18 protein-coding genes, 1 pseudogene, 1 riboswitch and 1 other annotated feature are annotated in these 22,080 nt (G+C 41.6%); of the genes and pseudogenes, 6 read left to right on the top strand and 13 right to left on the bottom strand.

Annotated features, from left to right (window positions below; all coding sequences use genetic code 11):
- Positions 1-182 precede the first annotated feature (182 nt).
- The 4 genes and pseudogenes from UP17_RS02390 to UP17_RS02375 form a co-directional block, all read right to left on the bottom strand.
- Positions 183-1,634, bottom strand: a pseudogene (locus tag UP17_RS02390) (IS1182 family transposase).
- Between the two features lie 628 nt (positions 1,635-2,262).
- Positions 2,263-2,577: a hypothetical protein gene (locus UP17_RS02385; protein ID WP_061461379.1), complete on the bottom strand. Its 315-nt coding sequence runs from the start codon at positions 2,575-2,577 to the stop codon at positions 2,263-2,265.
- A 269-nt stretch (positions 2,578-2,846) separates the two neighbouring features.
- On the bottom strand, positions 2,847-4,082 hold the full coding sequence (locus UP17_RS02380) for a S1C family serine protease (RefSeq protein ID WP_061461377.1): 1,236 nt from the start codon (positions 4,080-4,082) through the stop codon (positions 2,847-2,849).
- A gap of 201 nt (positions 4,083-4,283) precedes the next feature.
- Positions 4,284-5,003 carry a hypothetical protein gene (locus UP17_RS02375; protein WP_061461375.1) on the bottom strand — a complete coding sequence of 240 codons (720 nt, stop codon included), beginning with the start codon at positions 5,001-5,003 and terminating at the stop codon, positions 4,284-4,286.
- Between the two features lie 125 nt (positions 5,004-5,128).
- Between UP17_RS02375 and UP17_RS02370 the strand changes: the two genes are divergently transcribed.
- Positions 5,129-5,545: a hypothetical protein gene (locus tag UP17_RS02370; RefSeq protein WP_061461373.1), complete on the top strand. Its 417-nt coding sequence runs from the start codon at positions 5,129-5,131 to the stop codon at positions 5,543-5,545.
- A gap of 539 nt (positions 5,546-6,084) precedes the next feature.
- Here UP17_RS02370 and UP17_RS02365 read toward each other — a convergent pair.
- The 5 genes from UP17_RS02365 to UP17_RS28170 form a co-directional block, all read right to left on the bottom strand.
- Positions 6,085-7,089, bottom strand: coding sequence for an ABC transporter permease (locus UP17_RS02365; protein WP_061461371.1), 1,005 nt, complete (start codon positions 7,087-7,089; stop codon positions 6,085-6,087).
- A 1-nt stretch (position 7,090) separates the two neighbouring features.
- Positions 7,091-8,593, bottom strand: a complete 1,503-nt coding sequence (locus tag UP17_RS02360) for a sugar ABC transporter ATP-binding protein (protein WP_061461369.1) — start codon at positions 8,591-8,593, stop codon at positions 7,091-7,093.
- A 56-nt stretch (positions 8,594-8,649) separates the two neighbouring features.
- A complete protein-coding gene (locus UP17_RS02355; RefSeq protein WP_061461366.1) occupies positions 8,650-9,762 on the bottom strand; it encodes a sugar ABC transporter substrate-binding protein in 1,113 nt (370 codons plus the stop codon).
- A gap of 116 nt (positions 9,763-9,878) precedes the next feature.
- Positions 9,879-9,984: riboswitch (SAM riboswitch) on the bottom strand.
- Between the two features lie 96 nt (positions 9,985-10,080).
- The gene (locus UP17_RS02350) at positions 10,081-12,822 is read right to left on the bottom strand and encodes a GTPase domain-containing protein (protein WP_250211742.1); all 2,742 of its coding nucleotides are present in this window, start codon (positions 12,820-12,822) and stop codon (positions 10,081-10,083) included.
- A 499-nt stretch (positions 12,823-13,321) separates the two neighbouring features.
- On the bottom strand, positions 13,322-13,495 hold the full coding sequence (locus tag UP17_RS28170; protein WP_164468807.1) for a hypothetical protein: 174 nt from the start codon (positions 13,493-13,495) through the stop codon (positions 13,322-13,324).
- A 210-nt stretch (positions 13,496-13,705) separates the two neighbouring features.
- Positions 13,706-13,953, top strand: a binding site (T-box leader).
- A 96-nt stretch (positions 13,954-14,049) separates the two neighbouring features.
- Between UP17_RS28170 and brnQ the strand changes: the two genes are divergently transcribed.
- From brnQ to rluF, 5 genes are all read left to right on the top strand, one after another.
- A complete protein-coding gene (gene brnQ, locus UP17_RS02345; protein WP_061461363.1) occupies positions 14,050-15,384 on the top strand; it encodes a branched-chain amino acid transport system II carrier protein in 1,335 nt (444 codons plus the stop codon).
- 120 nt (positions 15,385-15,504) lie between these two features.
- Positions 15,505-16,437: an aldo/keto reductase gene (locus tag UP17_RS02340; protein WP_061461361.1), complete on the top strand. Its 933-nt coding sequence runs from the start codon at positions 15,505-15,507 to the stop codon at positions 16,435-16,437.
- Positions 16,438-16,725: 288 nt separating this feature from the next.
- The gene (locus UP17_RS02335) at positions 16,726-16,914 is read left to right on the top strand and encodes a hypothetical protein (RefSeq protein ID WP_061461359.1); all 189 of its coding nucleotides are present in this window, start codon (positions 16,726-16,728) and stop codon (positions 16,912-16,914) included.
- 28 nt (positions 16,915-16,942) lie between these two features.
- The gene (locus UP17_RS29405; protein WP_081108671.1) at positions 16,943-17,179 is read left to right on the top strand and encodes a DMT family transporter; all 237 of its coding nucleotides are present in this window, start codon (positions 16,943-16,945) and stop codon (positions 17,177-17,179) included.
- 115 nt (positions 17,180-17,294) lie between these two features.
- Entirely contained in the window at positions 17,295-18,002 is a 708-nt protein-coding gene (rluF, locus tag UP17_RS02330) for a 23S rRNA pseudouridine(2604) synthase RluF (protein ID WP_061461357.1), read from the top strand.
- 211 nt (positions 18,003-18,213) lie between these two features.
- Here rluF and UP17_RS02325 read toward each other — a convergent pair whose 3' ends face one another.
- Genes UP17_RS02325 through UP17_RS02310 form a run of 4 tightly spaced genes read right to left on the bottom strand, consistent with a single transcriptional unit; the run spans position 18,214 to position 22,025 of the window.
- On the bottom strand, positions 18,214-19,182 hold the full coding sequence (locus UP17_RS02325; protein ID WP_061461355.1) for a sugar phosphate isomerase/epimerase family protein: 969 nt from the start codon (positions 19,180-19,182) through the stop codon (positions 18,214-18,216).
- 21 nt (positions 19,183-19,203) lie between these two features.
- Complete coding sequence (locus UP17_RS02320; RefSeq protein WP_061461353.1) at positions 19,204-20,244, bottom strand: Gfo/Idh/MocA family protein; 1,041 nt, start codon at positions 20,242-20,244, stop codon at positions 19,204-19,206.
- 17 nt (positions 20,245-20,261) lie between these two features.
- Positions 20,262-21,284, bottom strand: a complete 1,023-nt coding sequence (locus UP17_RS02315; protein WP_061461351.1) for a Gfo/Idh/MocA family protein — start codon at positions 21,282-21,284, stop codon at positions 20,262-20,264.
- An 18-nt stretch (positions 21,285-21,302) separates the two neighbouring features.
- On the bottom strand, positions 21,303-22,025 hold the full coding sequence (locus UP17_RS02310) for a ThuA domain-containing protein (RefSeq protein WP_061461349.1): 723 nt from the start codon (positions 22,023-22,025) through the stop codon (positions 21,303-21,305).
- Between the last annotated feature and the right edge of the window lie 55 nt (positions 22,026-22,080).

The following is a 22,080-nucleotide window of genomic DNA, read 5'->3' as shown; positions in this document are numbered from 1 at the left end:
TAGATAACTGCATTTCTTTTAGTAAACGCACAAAAAAAACGAAAAAAAATGGACATTTTAAGGGGGGCTGCTGAAAAACTCACGTTTTTCTAACTAGTACGGTAAATCAAACTTAAAAAAGACAAATTCTCATTCGATACTTGAATGGAAATCGTCTTTTTTTGCTTCTGTGTGTCACTTTTTTAGGCAATTAATTTCAATATTCTTTTCAAGTTAACGGTGAAAATAGCCATTGCTCCTTGTAATTCCATGCCAAGTAGACCCGAGGATTTTGCAACATCATGCCCGTGTCTATGTTTCAATTCACTGTTTTCCGCTTCTATTTTATATCGCTCTTTTGATTTTTCTTTAAAATACTCACTTTCCTGGAATGTAGCCTGTTCTGTATGTTCATTGGATTTAATACTGACAGAATAGGTCTTGCTTTTCGCTCCTTCTTTATAACAGCCCTCTTTTAAGGGACAAATCTTACACTTTTCTATATCGAAGTAATAGGTATCTGTTTGATTCGTCGCTACATCTTTTTTGCCCTGGCGAGCTTTCCTGATAGCCAAATGCCCAGCCTTACAAACGTACATTCCTGCATCCTTATTAAATTGAAGTTCCTCTTCCTTCTTCCGGAATCCCTGTGTAACAGAAGGATTCAATTTTGCGACTAGTTTAATGTTATTTTCTTCACTGTATTCAATATTTCCCTTCTCTGAGTAAGCTGTATCGCCAATCACGGTCTCAATCACCCTACCGGCAGCCTTGCTCTTTTCAATTAATGCCTTTAATTCTTTACCGTCCATTTTTTCACCTGTAGTGATAGTCGCAGCTGTAATGATTCGTTCCTCACTCATCGCAATATGTGTTTTGTATCCAAAGAAAGAAGAGTCAGCACTCTTGTGGCCAATCTTGACATCTTGGTCTTTGGAGATCCTTAACTATTCGATATCATCGGATACCGTTTCCTTTAATAGATTTAACTGCTCTTTTACCTTTGGATATTGGGTGATACGCTCTTCTGTTTCCACTACCTCGATGAGCTTCTGGCAATAAGTATTTCACCCTGCAATACATCAGTAGTGGTTTTGGATGGAATTTATTTTTCATCTCTTCATCTATCGAATAGATTACTTTTCTTAATCTTTTAGATTGGTCCATCAATATTTCTTTTGGAGTCTTATGATTGTATCTGGCTTTCGTGTGGGTGGCATCCACAATAATCGTTTTGTTTTTAATGATTTCCTTTTCAATCGCAATCTCAACCGTTTTATGAATGAGCATATCAAAAAGGTTTATGTCTTTTAAACGGAGCTTTCGAAATTTCGTTAAGGAGCTAGGGTCAATGGGACTGGATCTTCTGGAGCCATGCCGAGGAAATATTTAAAGGACATGTCATACCTGGAGCGCTCAACTATATCCACATCTGATAGGTAATGAATGGTCTTGAGCAGCAAATATTTAAACATACGTATTGGATTGACAGCATTCCTAGCGTTATGAAGACAGTAGTTGTCCCTCAATTCTTCCAACACAAAAGAAAAGTCAATAAGTTCATTGATCTTGCGTAACATGTTATCCTTTGGAACCACTACATCATAAATGGCCATATATGGACTAAAAACCATGGACGTTTGTTTTTGAATCATCGTACTCACCCACATAAATTTATTACCTTTGATTATAAAACAAAAAAAGGTAGATTTCCTCAGAATAAACTGAGAAAATCTACCTCTATTGGCCCGAAGGGACTTTTCCAGTGCCCTCATTTTAAGGTGTCCATTTTTTTTCGTGGGTATAGTTCATGATGTAGAGTGAGAACTTTTCATTTAGGAATGTGGGCAAGTTTGGTTTGGATGGCCAAGCACGTCGAATGTACACATATTCTAAGTCAACTGGATCCGGGTTATTGAATACGCTTTCATTCGTTAGTGCACTTGGGTTATCGTTTGGTTACATTTTAATCGTGTTACAATTTTCTGCAGCACTCGTTATGCACCAAGAAATATTTCAAGCGACCCTTTAAAATTCAGAGTATTGGCCTACTCCCAATTCCAAAGTTCCCGAATACAACTTCGCTACCGTACCGACAGCTGATTCTTCACAAGCATTCCGGGTTCTAGCCTCATCTACCTGTAAGGAATGATGTAATACGAGTATGAAACAATTATTTCTACGTGGATATACAATGGGGTTCCTATTCTCCATGTTCTTACAGCCGTTGCTCTTGGTGTTGTCGTGTGGCCTTTCTTTCAGAACAGGAATGATTGTCCTTTTTTAGTTACTGTATTCGGTACTCCTTTTTGTTTTAGGAATAGCTTTTGATTTTAATTTTATAACTTTAGTTGTATCCGGTACAACTCTTTCACCCTTTTTTGTGTTCATCACCATTTCTTCTGTCAGGACAAAAAATATACCAACTAGAAAAATGGCAGCTGCGCTTAGTGTAATGGCCATCCCAACAGCGGTTAATAAATAATCCTTATTGTAATCGCTTACAAAAAAACTTAAACTAAAAATTAAAATTCCGATTACACAACCTGTGCCTGATACCCACTTCACTGCATCCATCATCTTCTGATTAGTTTCCATTATTTCATCCCCTTTCTTTCTATTTTATGACATTTCACAAATTTGTCAATTCTTTTCTATTTTTTAACATATCCACAATGTAAACCTTGACAAATAGAAGACGCCACAATTTACTTTTAGGTATTCAAGACTATATGAAAAATCTGTAAAACAGTATAAATACACTATCATTTTTTCCAATACTATCCTTTTCCATACTTTTAAAAACTTTTTGACTTCAATATCAAATAAATGACCCCTGATGAATTTATCAGGGGCCATTCATCTTTCTATGATTTCTGCAAGGTTATCGTTAACGTTTTCTTTTCAGCACCCCGATACACTTTAACCTTCACTTTATCTCCGATTTTCTTATCCGTGTATAAGACTTTCCTTAATTCTGCTGCCGTATTTATTTTCGTTCCATCAATCTCCGCGATGATATCCTGTTGCTTAAGCCCTCCATTCGCTGCTGCCGATCCCGGATCAATACTTGTAACCATGACACCCGACTTTGCAGCTTCAGGAACATTTTGTAGGTAATACTGTGGCAGTTCTTCTATACTGGCCAAGCTTACTCCTAAATACGGGCGCGTGATTTTTCCGTTTTCAATCAGTTCCGTAACAATCGGAATCACATCATTACTTGGTATGGCAAAACCTAGGCCCTCCACACCATTTTCGGAAATCTTCAAGCTGTTTATGCCTATCACTTCCCCAGCTGTATTGATCAATGCCCCGCCGCTATTGCCAGGGTTGATCGCTGCATCTGTTTGAAGGACATCAAGTTCCCACTCACCATCCGATGTATCGACTGAAATGGAGCGTCCGGTCGCACTGACGATCCCTTGTGTAACCGAACGTGAAAAATCAAGTCCAAGAGGGTTACCAATCGCCAATACTTCTTCACCTGGACGCATGCTATCAGAATTCCCGAATTTAATTCCATCAGGTGCTTTCGAGGCATCAATTGTCAAAACTGCTAAGTCCGTTAAAGCATCCGCACCGACAACCACTGCAGTTGCCTTTTGTCCATCATATAATGAAATTTCGACTTTCTTTGCTCCCTCAATAACATGATTGTTCGTAATGATATAGGCCTTCCCATTTGCCTTTTTAAAAATGACCCCTGAACCAGTGCCGCTCGCAACCGTTTCGCTTTTCGTGCTTTGCTGCTGGAACGGGTCCTGGTTTTGCATCTCTTGTAAATTCACGACCCCTACAATCGATTTGGACGCTGATTCCACCATCTTTGCCCTATCATTTGAATCCGTACTTGTCGATAACTTTTCTGCCGTTACACTTCTATCCTTTTCAACGTTTTCCGTTTGCTCTACACCCGCCTTTTGGGTTGACTCATTCACGGAACCTTTCCCTTGATCTATAAAATCCCCGCCAAATACAAATACAGAAGATGTAACAATAGAAGCAACTGTTCCGGAAACAAGGCCAGTTAGCAAAAGGGACTTACCCTTCTTCCTTTCTGTCTTCACTCTGGCTTGCTCATCACCATTATAATTCTCCATCTTTATCCCTCCTATGATTGTCCTTTACTTGGCTCAATCATATACAGTAATTATTAAAAAATTCTTAAGAAATAAAGAAATAAGTCACCTTTTTTATAAAAAATATAAAATTTTATCAAATCCTGCTATGTGATATTTTGCATGCTAGAAAACAAAAAGGCCTCAACATGGGCCCCTTTTCAATTCGACCGTTATATATCTTTACATGACTTCATACACTTCTTTTGTCTCCTTATTCACGCCATACCAGCCCCAAGTAGCTGCATGGCCATTTTTCTGACTGCCTTCATCCACTTCGAACACTTGAAAAATGTAATCTCCCTTTTCGGCATCATGATCATATTCTATTTGCAAATGCGGGAACTTTTCCATGTCCACGTAATCCTTCACAAGCTTCTCCGCCTGAGATTTACTTAAGGTACTAACCGAATCCTTACTCTCTTCTTTTCCTTTTACCGTCTCAGCTTTTGTATCCGTTTCCGCCTTATCTTCTAATTCGGATCCAATGGTCCCTTCTTTACTTGCTTCCTCCATCGGTTCCACTTCGTCATTCCCCTCTACGGTTTCTATAGTGGCTGGGCCTGATACCGGATGCATTTCCGCCGCCTTTAAAACCATTAGTTTACCTTCCTGGTATTTTGCCTTATATGCGGCTGCTTCTTCAAAATCTCTTTGGGCCGAATCAAAATCCTGTTCGTCGTATTTCTTCATTCCACTCGCCAGAAAACCTGAAAGATCCATTAATTCTCTTACTTCCGGTGTTTTTGCTTCTATATAAGCTAATTCAAATGCCTCGTGGGCTTCTAAATAATTTTCCTCATTCAACTGACTTTTCCCCAAATCCATATTGGAATCATAATTCCTTGTTACGCAGCCTGAAGCAATCAACATCAAAAAAATAACCATGAATGTTCTCTTCACTACATCACTCCTCACTTTTCCAAAGATACTCTCCCATATTATTCTATACATCCATCTTAAACCCTTTGATAAGAAAACCGATACCTCTATTTCCTATCATTTTCATTAAGGAAATGTTGACTTTTATGATTACCTTTTTACAAAAAGTGGTCAGAAGGATAAACGATGAAGGGATGATGAGCAGAATGAGGCAGGACAAACAGACCTATCATGTCGATTTGGTCAGCGGCGACGTACTCGGACAAAAACTTGAAGAGAACCCGAGTTTCACTGTACACGTAACTGATGAGGAACTGGCAGAATTGAAACAATGCTTGGAGGAACACCGGACAGATGACCTGGAGGCATATGCCCGTTCACATGTGCCCTATCTTCTCTATCATCATGACCGGGCAAATGATAAATACGATGCAGCCATGAAAAAGCTTTATGCCCTCATATATAAATTTGGCGATGAAACGGCCCGAAACCATATCGAAGAAATCGGTATATTGAAAGACAACAAATTCGAGGGACAAGAAGAGGTACAAAAGTTCAAATAGAAAATATGAACAGAACCTGAAACTCAAAGGTTCTGTTTTTTGAAAATAAGTTGGTGTTATCCCTTAACAATATTATGGTGTTCTGAATAAAAATCAGGAGGTCTATCATATAAGTTTTTATTTGGGGCGAGTATCTTTGCTTAGCATTTTTCTGGACGTTTTATTTCTGCCTTTTCTAAAAGAAGCCTTCTGACCATCAGCTGGGGAGCCGCTGCACCCAAATTCTCAACCCTCAGCAACTAGCGTCATTTGCGGTTATCGAACTAGCTCCGCCTTCTTTTATAATTGCTTTTGGTGACTTTATTATAAGAGGTGATAGAGTAAAATGAAGACGATACATAAACGAAATTCTTATCTCGATTACCCCGCCCTTTAGGTGCCAACGAAAAATCCTGTTCATATCCAACAGGATTTTTATCAATCTTTATTCAAAATTAATAATGACAGGATTCTTGCAAGAAGAATCTAATAAGGACAATGTCTACCCCTTACCCTAAATGGGAAACGGCCTCTTAATAATTTAAGGTGTTAGATTCATTTTAATGTTTTTGTTTATAATAAGTTACCGCGAGCGCAAGGGCCAGCACTGTTCCTTTGACGATATCCATTGCATAATATGGAACAGCCATCATGATCAGCCCATTTTGAAGGATTCCGATCAAGATTGCACCGACGAAGGTTCCAAAGGCATTCGGTTTTCCCGCTCCTAAAACGGAGGAACCAATGAAGGCTGCTGCAACGGCATCCATTAAATAAGGGGACCCTGAATTGATTTCCGATGTCATGACCCTTGAAGCTAGGACAATCCCCCCGATTGCAGCAAATAGAGCCGAAAGCAGATAGGCAAGGACTTTGTATTTATTGACCGAAATCCCGGAAAGTCTCGCCGCTTCCTTATTTCCCCCAATCATGTACATATAACGGCCGTGCTTCGTATAAGTCAAAAAGATATGGGTCGCAATCACAATGACTGCCATGATCAGGATTATCCATGGTACCTGGCCAACCTTTGCGAAAAGCTGGCTGATTTGTCCTGTTGCGAATGTCCCGTCGGGCATGACCATATTTTGCGAAACCGTGGCCCCTTTTGTATAGGTAAGGGCAATTCCCTGGATAATGAACATCGTAGCCAATGTCATCAGCATGTCGGGAATTCTTAAGTTAACGATCATGAATGAATTCAATGCCCCTACGACAAGTGAGGCACCGATTGCAGCTAATATGGCAATCAATGTATCCTGTGAAAACCAGACAAACATTGATATGACGATGGCATTAGCCAATGATGCGACGGAGCCGACGGAAAGGTCGAACCCATTCACTGTCAAGGATATCGTTATGCCGATCGCAATGATGGTCACGATTGAGATGGAACGCAGGATGTTGATCAGATTAGTAGTTTGAATGAAAGATGGATTGGACACGGCAAAAATTCCAATTAGAATGACAATCGTTAATATTGTGCCGTATTTATAGAAAAATTCGAACAGGTCCACCTTTTTCTTCGCTTTCGCTGTCTGTGTAACAGAAATGGGTGTACTCATCCTAATTTCCTCCTGTTGAATAGAATAGTAGTTCTTCTTCATTCGTTTTGCTTGTTTCTAGTTCGATGACAGTGCTCCCGTCATATAACACGTATGTCCGGTTAGTAATGCCAATGATTTCGGAGAGCTCGGATGATGCATAAATGATCGCTTTCCCATCCCTCGCAAGCTTTGCAATCATTTCGAATATATCCTTCTTGGCTCCAACATCGACACCTTTCGTTGGTTCATCGAATATGTATACATCCGCATCGGCTATAAGCCATTTTCCAATGGCAACCTTTTGCTGGTTACCACCTGAAAGGTTTTCGACTTTCATCTCCCCGGAAGGAGTTTTAATGCCGAGACTTGCGATCATTTCCTTCGCTTTTTCCATTTCCGCCTTACGATCCACAAAACTGAATGTCTTGCAGAATTTGCCGATACTGGCTGCAGTCAAGTTCGCAGATACTGATTCCTGAACAAGGACCCCTTCTTTCCTGCGTTCCTCAGGTATAAGTGCCAGACCGCTTTTTACTGCTTGGTGCGGTGATTTCAAAGAAAGCTTTCGGCCATTTAGGATGATTTCACCTGCTGTAATCGAAGTATGACCGAAAAGGCTTTTACACAACTCCGTTTTCCCAGACCCGACCAACCCTGCCAAGCCGATTATCTCCCCTGCTTTAATATGCAGACTGACATTTTTAACTTTCTTTGTATCTGACAATCCCTTCACTTCCAGAATAACGTCGCCAATCGAAGAATTCACTTCAGGGAACTGTTCATCCATGGTTTTCCCTAGCATATTCTCTATCACTTCGTTACGGGTGATGTCTTCCATCTTTCGACAAGTGACAAGCTCCCCATTCCTCATGATCGTAATTTCCTCACAGATTTCAAAAATCTCAGGCAGACGATGTGAAATGAAAATGACTCCAACACCTTTTTGCTTTAATTCATTTACAATCCGAAAAAGTTCTGTCGTTTCTGTATGACTTAACGGAGCAGTTGGTTCGTCGAGAATCAGGAATTTGCATTCTGTCGAAACGGCTCTTGCTATCAGGACCATCTGTTTTTCAGCCAAAGTAAGGTCTCTTACCAGCTTTTTCGAAGGGACACGAATTTTCATATCTTCAAGAATTAAAGAGGCTTGGTTGTGTAGCTCTTTCCATTGAACTATCTGTTTTTTTCCCATGTTTTGGACCATATCATTCAACATTATATTTTCCCCAACGGTTAAATAAGGGATGAGGGCCGTATCTACTTCCTGATAAACTATTTGAATACCCTGTTCCTGCGCCGCTTTGGGCGAGCGGATATCCTGCTTTATCCCATCAATAAGAATGTCACCTGAATAATGAACATGGGCTCCCGATAAAACCTTCATTAACGTCGATTTCCCTGCTCCGTTTGCACCGACCAATGCGTGGGTTGCCCCTGATTGTATAGAAAAGTCAACTTCACTAAGCGCCTTCACTCCTGGAAATTCAATCGAGATTTTCTTCATTTCTAGTTGCGTGCCCATGTCCATTCCCCCTTATTGAACAGACACTCCCTTCACTTGAAAGAGAGTGTCCCCTTTTACTTTTTATAATGAGCTTTCAAAACTTTCATCCAATCTTCTTCAAATTCCGTTGATACACCCCATCCTTCGACAATACCAGACAGATTTGCCATGTTTACGGCTTCTTTTGAGGCTTGGATTTGCTTTTGTGAAATAAGTGAAGCCTCTAAGTCATAGGTTTGCGGTGTTTTTTCGCCCGCTAATTTTTTTGCCAATATCCTCATATTCACTGCACCAATCAACTTGGGATCGACGGCTGCCGTGTAGGACCATGAGCTAGCGGCCGATTGAATTACCTGAAGATCTGCATTCGATACATCAATTCCGTATATCTTCACTTCATCGCGGCCCGCTTCTTTAATCGCCCGGGCGGCACCGATAGCGAAGGCATCCCATGTTGCGAAAATGGCATCCAATTTACCTTTTGGGTATTTATTCAGCATTGCGGCTACTGCATTTTGTGTTTGAACCGAAGTATCTGCAGATGCCACTCCGAATCTTTCGACTTCCCTAATTCCAGGGTTTTCTTTTAATTTTTCCTGATAAACTGAATTTCTTCTCACCATTGGAGGAAAACCATCCACCCAAAGGTAAGCAATCGCCGCTTCACCTTTCTGTTCTTCTATCAGTTTATCAAAAGCCAGTGTTGCCAACGCTTCATCATCCTGTGAAGTTAATGTCACACCTTCTATTTTAGATAAATCGCTAATTGAATCGAATGTGACAACGCTTTTACCTGCATCAACCAACTTTTGAACGTCATTCACTGTTGCTGCATCATCACCATGGGAGATGATATAGCCGTCATAATCTTCCTGCAAAGCCTGCGCGATCGCATCATGGAATTTAGCCGTATCCCCATTGGCTGTATACGTATCCACTTGAAAGCCCATTGCTTCTCCTTCTTCCTTCGCTCCAGCAAGGTATTGGGCCGTATGATCATCACCGCCAATTTTACGGATCACTTTGATTTTGGCCCCTTCCCCATCAGCAAATCTTTCCGGTACATTTTCAAATGATACTTTTTCTTCTTTCTTCGATTCTGTGGAACTCTGTCCTGTAGAACAACCCGTTAAAAGCAACGCCGAAGCGATGGCTGAAACGAATATCCCTTTAATAGATCTTCCCATCTTGTTTCCCTCCACATTCTCTTATTATTCTTATCTGTTAAGTTGGTGTAAATCATAAAATAAAAACCTCTCTAGTAATAGAGAGGTTTAATCAGCTGTATTGCAGACTTATCCCTCTCTTATCTGTCAAAACATTTCTGTTTTGCAGGATTTAGCACCAATTCCTAATGGAACGGTTGCTGGGCATCTTAGGGCCAGTCCCTCCGCCACTCTTGATAAGAGAATATATCATGTTACGTTTTTCGTAATTATCACTTTATAGGGATATAGTCGTAAAGTCAATAGTTTTTCGAATATTTGAAATGTTCTCTGTTACTTTTATTTTCTTTGAAGCTGGGCTAGACGCTTTTTCTCAATTTTTTCAAGTCTCTCCAACTGACGTAGTTTCACTTCGAACACAGTGATCGGATCACGGTAAACTTCCGGATTTTCTTTCATATGCTCCAATGCAGCCTGGTAGTCTTTAATTTCTGTCTGCGTTTGCTCTATTGTTTTTTGAAGTAAGGCAAATGAGCTGCGATAGAAAAGTGAGATGTCCCGATCTAAAGATTTTTCAAACAATCCAAATTGGGTAAGGAAGCGTTCAGTGATCATTTCTGCAACATCCTGGTAATCTTCACTTTCCAAGTATTTCTTATAACGATTGTACATATTGGCTTTATTTTGCGGTATTGCCCCAAACAGCTTTCCTGCTCCTTTAAGCAGCAATTGTGATGGAGTCCTTCGCAAAAGGATATTAACGTCATCGATGCGGATACTGCTTGTCATCCGGTCGGCATCACGGCGCCAGTCATCCAATACCCTGAAGTCACCTGCCAGCATAATCCGTTCTTCTTTGTATAATTCATTGAATCCGGCACTCATCTCATCCATAAACTGTTGGCTTTGTGAGAACTCCATTTGGGAACTAGCAATCCAATCTTGAAGAGAACGGTAATATTGAGGCATGATCTTGTCAGAAATGAAGGCTTGAATCCGCTCATTCATTTCATGGTTCAACTGTATATGGACCTGACTGAAATCACTGCTTTCCGTTAACGATTTAGAGCAATCTCTCAGTAATTCAGGAATTTTAGAAGAAAGCTGACTTTTCACTTCATCCTTAAGCACACGGTACGACCTTATGATATTTTCACTTTTTTCTTTTTCTAAATCAGCCAGTTGATTGACCGCACCATTCAATTTGACTTCCATCTGTTCATTCCAAGAGATGGAATGCTCGCATTTCCGTTCATTGGCTGTCCGTTTTTCTAACAGATAAGATAAAGTTTTACGAATGAAAGCAAGGATTTTTTCAGATCTTCTTTCTTTCCAATTATCATCTTGATAATTCGATTGAAGGAATGCAGAAAGGTCATTCAACTGCTGCTTGCTGTCATAAAGTTTAGAGAAAGCGAACACTTTCGCATTCGGGAAATATGCATTCACTTTATCCCATGTTTCGTCTTCCATCCGGACCGCGACTTGATCACTGTATATCGTATCCATTTTATTTAATAAGAAATGAATCGGCAGTTTCGGAGCCATCATTTGAATTTCCAATAACAGGTCCCGTTCACTACCGGTGAAAGGCGCCCGGGCATCAAGAACGAACATCAGGCCATCACTGCCATGTAAATAGCCTTGGAAATCCGATTCCACGCTTTTTTCCCCATTGAACCCCGGTGTATCCAATAATCGCAGACGATTATTTCTAAGATAGTCACTAATAAGCGTCACATCGACAATAGTCCCGCGCTGGCGGCGTGTTTCATCCAATTCAGTTAGCTCCATGACAACCTTGCTATCTGTATCGGTAATTTCAAGGATTTCCAAATCATCCCCGTCTTTGACGCTGACTAGTGAAGAATGATCTTCGGCAGCGATGCTCTCGCCAACTATTGACTGTATAAAGGATGTCTTGCCATTTCCTGTACTTCCCACAAGAAGAAGATTGAAATTTCCGGTATCCTTAAGCCCCTCGACCATCCATTTAAGCTTATTGCCAACCCTTAAATCATTCTCCTCAGCCCATTGGATGATAGAATTGAACAGTTTCTCTCCCGCTTCCAGTCCGCCTCCCAATTTAGGCGATTTCGAAAGTAGGCTTTCTGCATCCTGAATGACCAGCGCATTAATCGTATCCGGGAAGATTTCATTCCAGGACAGCGCGGATGCCGCCGCAAACAGCGAAAGCTCCCCATCTGCGATTTTCAGCCAGTTTTCCAGCAACCTTGGCACGACAGGGCTTAAATCTTTGATTAGGTGCGTTCCTTCCAACAGACCTGCATATGCATCCCTGTAATAGACGGAAAGCTCATCCCATACATCCCCTTGGTTTAATTCGATGGTATCTATCAAGTTATTAATCACTCTTAGCCATTCAAAATAAGAATCGGTATATTTATAATTTTTCCAGAGGGCAACCGTCACCTTTTCGAAACGCCCCTGGTCAAGTGTGTATAGCGAACCAAGGACAGTTGAAAAGTAGTCCGGATCCATCGATTGGGCAACCCCCTGCTGGATATACGTTTTCAGCACATCGAACCAGCCCATTGATTCTGTACGGATACTTTCATTCGCCGCTAATACCACCGCACTGTTCCAATCCTTTTGTTCTTCAAAAAAGGCTCGTGCGATTTCCGTGACATTCGGATAGTCAGGTTGAAACTCTACTGCTTCTTTCACGACTTTGGAAGCCAAATCATTTCTAGATTCAACTATGTACAGGGAAAACAGTTGCAAAAGAACCTCCGTTTTCAAAACCGCTTCATTCGTATCGACGGATTTATAAATATCCTCTGCAGTTGAATACATTTCCAGTTCAAAATAAGCATCAGCGATGTTTTTCTTCGCCCATGAACCAAGTTCACCTTCTATGTTTTCCCATTTAAAAATGGCTGCTTCAAAGTCATGGTGCTGAAAGTATACTTCACCTTGAGCGAATCGAACTGCCGTTAAATCCGCTCTTTCTTTTTTTTGTTCCACGAGAAACATTTCACCCAAAGCTTGAATGGGGTGTTTCCTTGTATCCTCAATCATCGTTTCATAATATTTTTTCCCGATCAGCCGTTCGTCCATCTTTATTCCCCCGATATATTTCATATTTTCAATTAAAGGATAATCACTAATTTGAAAAGCAGTCAAGAAGCCCTAACATGCAATTAATAGGTTCCTTTAGTTAAGAAAATCATTTGTTAAACCTTAAAATATTATTTTAACAAAACAATATGGTAACAACATGTCACCACTCTTACAATTTTAAAACAGAAACGAATGGAACTGTAATGATTTTAATGAACCGATACAGAGATGTCATTTCCATATTCGAGAAATTATGTTTTTTCTAGTTTAACCGGTCTCTGAAAAGTTTAGTGAACCATTCTTTATACATCTAAATTACCAGAAGTCCAGCCCTTTAACTACCTAAAACTAAAAACGGTAATAAGACAAATCCTCTACCCCACTCATTACTAATATCCCATTTTATCGTTCATATAAAAAAGCAGCACCCTCATTCGTGAAAGGTAACTGCTCTCTGATAAGCTCCGAACAGTCATTGTCCTTTGACAAATTAGGATTATACCCCTGTACGCTTACGTTGGTTATTCGGCTTTTTGGTCAACTGGCTTTTAAGCTGTTTCGTTTTCTTCACTACCCCGGTTTCCAGTTTATCTTTACTTGACCCTGCTTGCTTTTGAGCCAGTTTTTGTTTGACTGCATCCGCCAGGCTTAACTTTTTATTTTCAGACATAATGTTGTCTCCTTTAGTGTTCTGCCTTCTATTATAATATAGTTGCGGTTAGAAAGATAATAGGGAGTTATATCCGATTCTTTTTGCAAAAAATCCCCCTCGATAAAGGAAGTTTCGCCAACGGAGGACTAATTCCCTGCTTAAAAGGAATAATGAAATGATAAATTATGTTGACTTCATAATCAGAATTTGCTAAATTATCTTTATATTATAAAATCTATGAAGAGAAAGAGTAAGATTAGTACCCTGTTCCACAGAGAGTCGACATTTGGTGGAAGTCGATGTCCAAGGCCTATCCGAAAATCATCTCTGAGATGCAAAGCTGAAAATGCAGTAGGCTTTGACGGGTTTCCGCCGTTACAATGGATCACGTATGAATTCGTACGTTGACTGAGTGCCGCAGCTTCTTATGAAGTGCGGAATATGGGTGGTAACGCGAGCACAAACTCGTCCCTGATTTTCAGGGGCGAGTTTTTTATTTGCACAAAACACTTAAAATAGCCTTTTTCAGGCCAGTCGGCGGGAGTTATCATTTTTAAAAAAGGAGAATCACCATGAAAAAAACAGACACATTATTTATCGGCCTAATGCTTTTCTCAATGTTCTTCGGAGCCGGGAATCTTATATTCCCCCCATTTTTAGGGGCGTCTTCGGGAACTTCTTTTTGGCCAGCCATTACCGGTTTTATCGCCACTGGAGTCGGCCTGCCAATTTTAGTGCTTCTCGCCGTCTCACTAGTTAAAGGCGGGGCACAAACTATCGGGGCACGTGTACATCCTCTATTCAGCACGTTGTTCATGGTTGTCATTTATTTAAGCATCGGACCTTTTCTAGCCATTCCACGGAATGCGAATGTCGCCTATGAAATGGGCTTCAAGCCATATCTTGGTGACTCAATGAATCAATCCCTATTCCTATTCATATTCACAACCATATTTTTCATCATCGTTTATGCCATTTCATTGAATCCAAAAAAAATGGAAACCTTCATGGGACGCTGGATTACACCTATTCTGCTTTTGTCCATGGTCATTCTCTGTGTTGTCGGATTCGTAAAGCTTGATGCTCCATTCAAAGCTCCAACAGACGCATATGCAGCAGGAGCATTTTCGAAAGGGTTCATTGAAGGGTACAACACTATGGATGCTTTAGCTGCCCTGGCATTTGGGATCGTCATCCTTACTTCAATCCAGCAAAGAGGGATTTCCGATCGAAAACAATTGACGAGATATACAGTAAAAGCGGGTCTCATCGCTGGTGTATTGCTTTCATTAGTCTATATCTCCTTAGGTATAATGGGAGCACGCATGGCAGCCGATGGGTCATTCGAAAACGGAACGGATATCCTCACAGTCGCATCCACCCTTTTACTTGGAACTGGCGGGAAGGCCCTTCTCGGCATCATTTTCACTTTAGCATGTTTCACCACCGTCGTCGGATTGACGACCGCTTGCGGACAGTACTTCTCGAAACTTTTTCCCAAGCTGAACTACAAAAGCGTCATTCTGATTGTAACAATCGTCGGTTTCATCCTTTCAAATATGGGTCTGAATCAAATTCTGAAAGTATCGGTACCATTCCTTGTGATGGCTTATCCGTTAACGATCGTCCTGATTGTCCTGACATTCTTCAGCCGTCATTTTAAAAACCCGAAGAAGGTTTATCGCAGTGCAATGACTTTCACAGGAGTTTTCGCCTTGATGGATGGGCTGAATGCTTTCGGCTTACAATTAGGACCCGTGCAAACCTTGACTGATGTCCTTCCCCTTTCCGCTTACGGCATGGAGTGGGTCATCCCTGCTCTCGTCGGTACAGCACTTGGCATTCTGCTCAGTCAAATCGGACAAACAGCTCCAGCTGAGGAGTTGGAAATCAAAACATTATTATAATGAGGGAAGCAGATGATTTTATAGATCATCTGCTTATTTTTTGGACGGCCTGCATTGCTTTATTTTGGAAAACACCATCCACTTTTTGTTATGATGGGGTTAAAGGAGATGATAAGTAATATGTCTAAACAAACCCGTATTGGTAAAACAGATTTGTATGTAAATCCGATTGGCCTTGGAACGAATGCCATTGGCGGACATAACCTATTCCCTAATCTAAGCGAGGATACAGGAAGGGACGTCTTGAGAACGGCGCTTGATGAAGGAATTAACTTTTGGGATACAGCTTACATTTACGGTCCGGAGCGCTCAGAAGAACTTATCGGTGAAATCCTTAAAGAGAGTCGCAAACGCGAGGATATCGTACTTGCCACTAAAGGGGCACATAAATTTTCCGATGGCAATATCGTCTTTGATAACTCTCCGGCTTTTCTGAAAAATGCCGTGGATTCGAGTCTAAAAAGGCTCCAAACAGACTACATCGACTTATTCTATATCCATTTCCCTGATGAGGGTACTCCTAAAGATGAAGCAGTAGGTGCCTTAAAGGAATTGAAGGATGAAGGCAAAATCAAGTCAATCGGAGTCTCGAACTTTTCGTTCGAACAATTGAAGGAAGCGAATAAAGACGGCTATGTCGATGTCCTGCAATCCGAGTACAATCTATTCAAACGGGAGGCAGAACAAGACCTACTGCCATATACAGCCGAAAATAATATCTCCTTCATTCCTTATTTCCCCCTTGCTTCCGGTCTTCTCGGCGGCAAATATAATCAAGAATCAACATTCGAGGACGGCCGGGCAAAAAGTCCGCTTTTCCAAGGACAAGCCTTTGTAAGCAACCTGCAAAAAGTGGAAGAGATACGGGCGATCGCCAACAGGAAGCATGCCGATGTCGCCGATGTGGTACTAGCTTGGTATTTAACTCGGCACTCGGTAGATGTCCTGATTCCCGGAGCGAAAAAGCCAGAACAGGTCACACGCAATTTAAAAGCATTGGATGTCAATCTAACCATGGATGAAATCGCCGAAATCAGTGCCATTTTCGCTTAGTATATAGAAGGTAAGGCTGTTCAGCACTGTTGAGCAGACTTTTCTTGATTTATCCCATCTTCATTCCTAACCTGTGGTTCCAAGCTCCCTATTAATTGAACGTCTTACATTACTAGATGATTAGGATCTTCTATTTCGCCATATTTAGTGAATATTACACCAATTAAGGAAGAGGCAGCCTGATGAAAAAATCTATTGTTATTTTATTTTTTCTCATCTTGGCCAATCTGTTCTGGGCTGGTAATTACATTTTCGGCAATGGATTCAAAAGCCATATTGGAGGAGTGTATGGAAAGAATGGAGATTGCTGTTAAAGGAGAAAATTTCATCCCACCATGCACTCGGCCTTATCATTTCTTTATTGACACCTTCTGGATATTTTCCAGCTCGCCTCAGCCACTTTCCGTATTTCTTGGATTGATTCTCGTCGCTCCATTTGCCATTGGCTCGGGATTGAATCTTGATTTAACCCAGTAAAACAAGCACAGGACTCATATACATTTGAATCTTCCCGTCTGTTGGCCCCTTTATTTTCTGGAATATTTCCCTTCGTCATATCAATGCAAGCCAGGCTGGAATTTATCTAAATCTGATTGCTGTTTTTACCGCCATTCTTAACCTACTTTTAGGTCAACCGATTACTTTGGTCCAACTCCTGGACGGTCTCCTTGCCTTCATTGGTGTCTATCTGACAAGTAAAAAGAAAAAAGAATACCCGGCTGCCGTCATGAAGAACTTGTAAAAAATGCACAGAATTTCAAACCTCCTAACGCTTTCTTGTCTTTTCCCCTTGTCTACCCAGCATGATTTACGTTATCCTTTAAAGAAGAAAATCTGAATGCAAAGGTGTGCTTTAGTTGAGGATCAATAAATATATCAGTGAATCCGGAATTACCTCGAGACGAGGCGCAGATAAATGGATAGCCGATGGCCGTGTGACGATTAATGGCACAGTTGCTGAGCTTGGCAGTCAAGCTGAACCCGGGGATGATGTTCGTGTAGATGGCAAGCCAATAAAAGTGGAACAGCAAAATGTCTATATTGCACTGAATAAACCGATAGGGATTACAAGTACGACGGAAAAACACATTAAAGGAAATATTGTTGATTTTGTAAATCATCCGCTTCGCATTTTTCATATCGGACGGCTGGACAAAGACTCTAGTGGACTGATCCTGCTTACGAATGATGGAGATATCGTAAATGAAATCCTTCGTGCAGAAAACAAACATGAAAAGGAATATATCGTAACCGTGGATAAGCCACTTACCGCTTCCTTCATTCAAGATATGTCATCCGGCGTGGAGATTTTGGATACGAAAACACTTCCATGTAAGGTTAAGCAATTGACCAAATATACATTCAACATCACCTTGATGCAAGGATTGAACAGACAAATCCGCCGTATGTGCTCAGCACTCGGTTATGAGGTCCGTGATTTACATCGAATCCGAATCATGAATATCCATTTGGACGGACTGGCGCTCGGACAATGGCGTGACCTGACCAAAGATGAATTATCGGAACTATTCAAGGAGTTGGATTATACCCCTAGGCAGAGATAACTATTGAGATGTCCCAGAATTCAGGGGGCATCGTTTTTTAATTTCAGAAGATTTTTCAGCAATAAAATTGCTATTTTGTTCTTTTTGGGTACTTTTACTCGTGAATTTCGCACTTTTACTCGTGAATTCCGCAATTTTATTCGTGAATTCCACTTTTAATGGCCACAATAAAAAGCAACCTCTAATAGGCTGCTCGTAATCGGCTATAAAATTATACCCACCATAAATCAGTTGGACTTTCGTTGATGAGGACAGTTTTTAAATTGGTTACCGCCCGTTGAAATCCTTCTTCGACTGACATCAGCGGATCTTCGTGTTCGATGCTGACGACGTAATCGTAACCGTATGTGCGAAGGGCGCTCATGATGTCGGACCAATCTTGCAGGCTGTGTCCGCATCCTACTGAGCGAAAGTTCCAGGCGCGGCTTTGGACATTTCCATATGGCTGCATGTCGGTTAATCCATACATATTGATATTATCCTGATCCAAGTATGTGTCTTTTGCGTGGAAGTGGTAGATTGCCCCCGCTTTCCCTAGAATTTTGATGGCTCCGACTGGCTCGATGCCCTGCCACCAAAGATGGCTTGGATCAAGGTTGGCTCCTATTGCATCCGATGTAGCTTCCCGCAGTTTTAACAAGGTGTAGGGTGTGTGAACGAGAAAACCACCGTGCAGTTCAAGTCCAATTTTTATATTGTGTTCATCGGCAATGGCGGCTACTTTTTTCCAATAGGGGATCAATTTTTCTTCCCATTGCCATTTCAGCACATCTGTATACTCATTGGGCCATGGGGCGACAGGCCAGTTTGGATATTTAGCTCCTTCGTGATCACCAGCTGTACCAGAAAAGGTATTGACGACCGGGACATTTAGTAAGGATGCAAGCTTGATTGTTTTAATCAGTGTTTCATCACTTTCTTTGGCGAACGCTTTATCTGGAGAGATCGGATTGCCGTGGCAGCTGAATGCACTGATCGTTAATCCTCTTGTTTGAACGGATTCCAGGTATTTTTGGCGCTTTTCTTCACTATCCAGCAGTTCATCGAGTGGACAATGGATATTGCCTGGATACCCGCCTGTACCGATTTCAACTGTTTTTAATCCGGAATCCGCAACATAATCAAGCATATCCTCGAATGATTTTTGAGCAAATAGCACGGTAAAAACCCCTAATTTCACAAGCCCCACCTCACCTTTTCTTTAGTTTATGCTCATGACCTTCCCACTTGCCGAGCTTTGATAAATGGCTTCGATTATTTTTGAAACTTTCATGGCTTCCGATGGTTTTACCAATGGTTCCACCAATCCTAGGCAGCTGTCAATAAAGTTCTCTGCCTGCTGCAGGTCTGGTGTATCCTCCCCTGGCATCCATACTGCCTCACTATTTAATAGCATGCCGTGCTTAGCCTGATTCAAGACTAATGGGAACACATCAAGTCCGCCCTGTGTTCCGGATAAGCTCAAAACAGTTGCTTCTTCACGGATATTCGCGGCCCAAGAAGTTTCGAATAATAAAGATGCTCCGTTGGCAAATTTGATATAAGCCGTGGCATGGTCATCCACTTCAAATACCGATGCATCGAAATTCCCCCATAGATTGACCTGATCGACACCCTTACTGACATAATTATATGTCGAACCTACGATTTCAATCGGTTCTGGGTCATCCATCAGCCATAAAGCCAAATCAAGCAAATGGCAGCCATAGTCGATTACGCTTCCCCCGCCTTGCAATTCTTTGCTTGTAAATACTCCCCACCCAGGGACTTTTCGGCGTCTGATTGCCTGTACACGCGCTACATATGGCTCACCGATTTCACCGGCCTGAATCATTTTCTTTGCAGCCTGGGCTTCCTTCATGAAGCGGTAATGATAAGCAGTCGATAACACTTTACCCGATATGTTTGCAGCCTCGGTTATTGCCTTACATTCCTCAGTTGTAATGGCCATCGGCTTTTCGCATAACACATGTACACCCGCTTGCAGGGCAGCAATTGAAATCTCCGCATGGAACTTATTTGGCGTTGCAATCGTAACAGCATCCACTTCAGCAAACATTTCTTCATAATTGGTGAAAACCTTCTCGATATGAAATTCACGTGCCACTTCTCGCGCCTTCATTTCATCTATATCATGGATGGCGTATAAAACTACCTTATCTTGAAATTTTTGAAAAGCTGGGATATGCCTTTTTTGGGCAATTCCGCCAGCACCGATAATACCCATTTTTAATTTGTACATGATGACTATAAACCCCTTTATAAGCGGATGATTTTTCGGGATGCATTTGATTCCATCGCGCCAAGAATGACTTTTAATGATTTTAACCCTTCAACTCCGGAGACAAGAGGCTCCTCATTGTACACCACACATTTTACAAAGTGGCTGATCACTTCGGAATCATGCTGTCCATCAGAATCATTTGTCTGGATGCTTCCTAATTGGATGGTTTCTGTCTTTCCATCATCATGATGGATGATCAGTGAGTATTTCGGATCGTCTTCAAGGCGCAATACCGCTTTTTCCGTATAAATGACCGTCGCATTGTCTTCTTTTGCATAAGACCAGCTGGCGGTAAGAGTACCGATGATACCGCTCTCCGTCCGGAGAATACAGGCCGCACTGTCATCAACGTCTGTGTTCTTCTTGGCAGTCGTTTCCACAAAGGCTCCCACTTCAACAAATTCCTCTCCAAGGAGATACCTTAATAAATCAGCTTTATGGACGCCTAAGTCGCCCATTGCACCAATGACTGCCTGATCCTTTTTAAAAAACCAGCTTTCCCGTCCGTCCACGCTCCAGGTTTCTGGCCCGGAATGTCCAAAGGCCGTCCGGAAGCTATAGACTTTTCCTAGCTCCCCACTCTCAATAAGCTGTTTCGCTTTTTGATGCGAAGGAACAAAACGCTGATTATGACCAATCATTAGTATTTTTCCGCTTTTCGCTGATGCTTCATTCATTTTTTCAGCTTCATCTAAAGAAGTGGCCATTGGTTTTTCACAAAGGACATGCTTACCTGCTTCCAAGGCCGCAACTGTGATGCCTGCATGCAGGTAATTCGGTGTACATACACTGATCGCTTCAATCTCCTCATTTTTCAAAAGTTCTATATAATCAGTATATGCTTGGGCGCCATACCTTTGTGCTGCTGCATTCGCCCGGTCTGGCACAATATCACAAACGGCAATGATTTCAGTTTCCTTATGTGCATCATACTCCGGAAAATGCCTATTTTTTGCGATACTCCCGCATCCAATGACTCCTACCTTCACTTTGCCCATTCTGTTCTCTCCTTCACTTCAGCTCTTTGTTGATATGGATTCCAACGGTTCGGCTTTCCCATAATTCGTTACCATTCCAAATTCTGGCTTGACCCAATCAACGGCATTCTTAATTACCCGTTGAATCTCTGGATTATGGTAAGTCGGATATGTTTCATGACCTGGACGGAAATAGAAAATCCTTCCTTTTCCCCGCTGATACGTGCAACCGCTTCTGAAGATCTCCCCGCCTTCAAACCAACTGACGAATATTAATTGATCTGGTGCAGGAATATCAAAATGTTCCCCATACATCTCTTCCTTCTCAAGCTCTATATATTCTCCGATTCCATTAACGATCGGATGACTGGGATCGACAACCCAGAGCCTTTCCCTCTCATCCGCCACCCGCCATTTCAAATCGCAAGTCGTGCCCATTAACTGTTTGAAGATTTTAGAGAAATGACCGGAATGAAGGACGATGAGACCCATTCCCTCGAGAACCCGCTTCTGAACCCTCATAACGATTTCATCCTGAACTTCATCATGTGCTACATGTCCCCACCATAGAAGTACATCCGTTCGTTTCAGTGCTTCTTCGGTTAATCCATGCTCTTCTTCATCGAGAGTGGCCGTCCTCACTTCGACCTGCTCACTTTGTAAAAAGCCGGAAATTGCCCCATGGATTCCATCTGGATATACTTCGGCTACTTCAGGCTTTGTTTTCTCGTGGCGAAACTCATTCCATACTAGGACTCTCATGAACAATCTCCTCCATATCAATTTGTCGGCATCTAGCTCTTGCTCGTATGTTAAC

Origin of the sequence: Peribacillus simplex (assembly GCF_001578185.1) — a bacterium.
GTDB lineage: Bacteria > Bacillota > Bacilli > Bacillales > DSM-1321 > Peribacillus > Peribacillus simplex_A.
The sequence above is the reverse complement of the archived record's forward strand: the minus strand, read 5'-3'. Positions and strand labels throughout refer to the sequence as shown.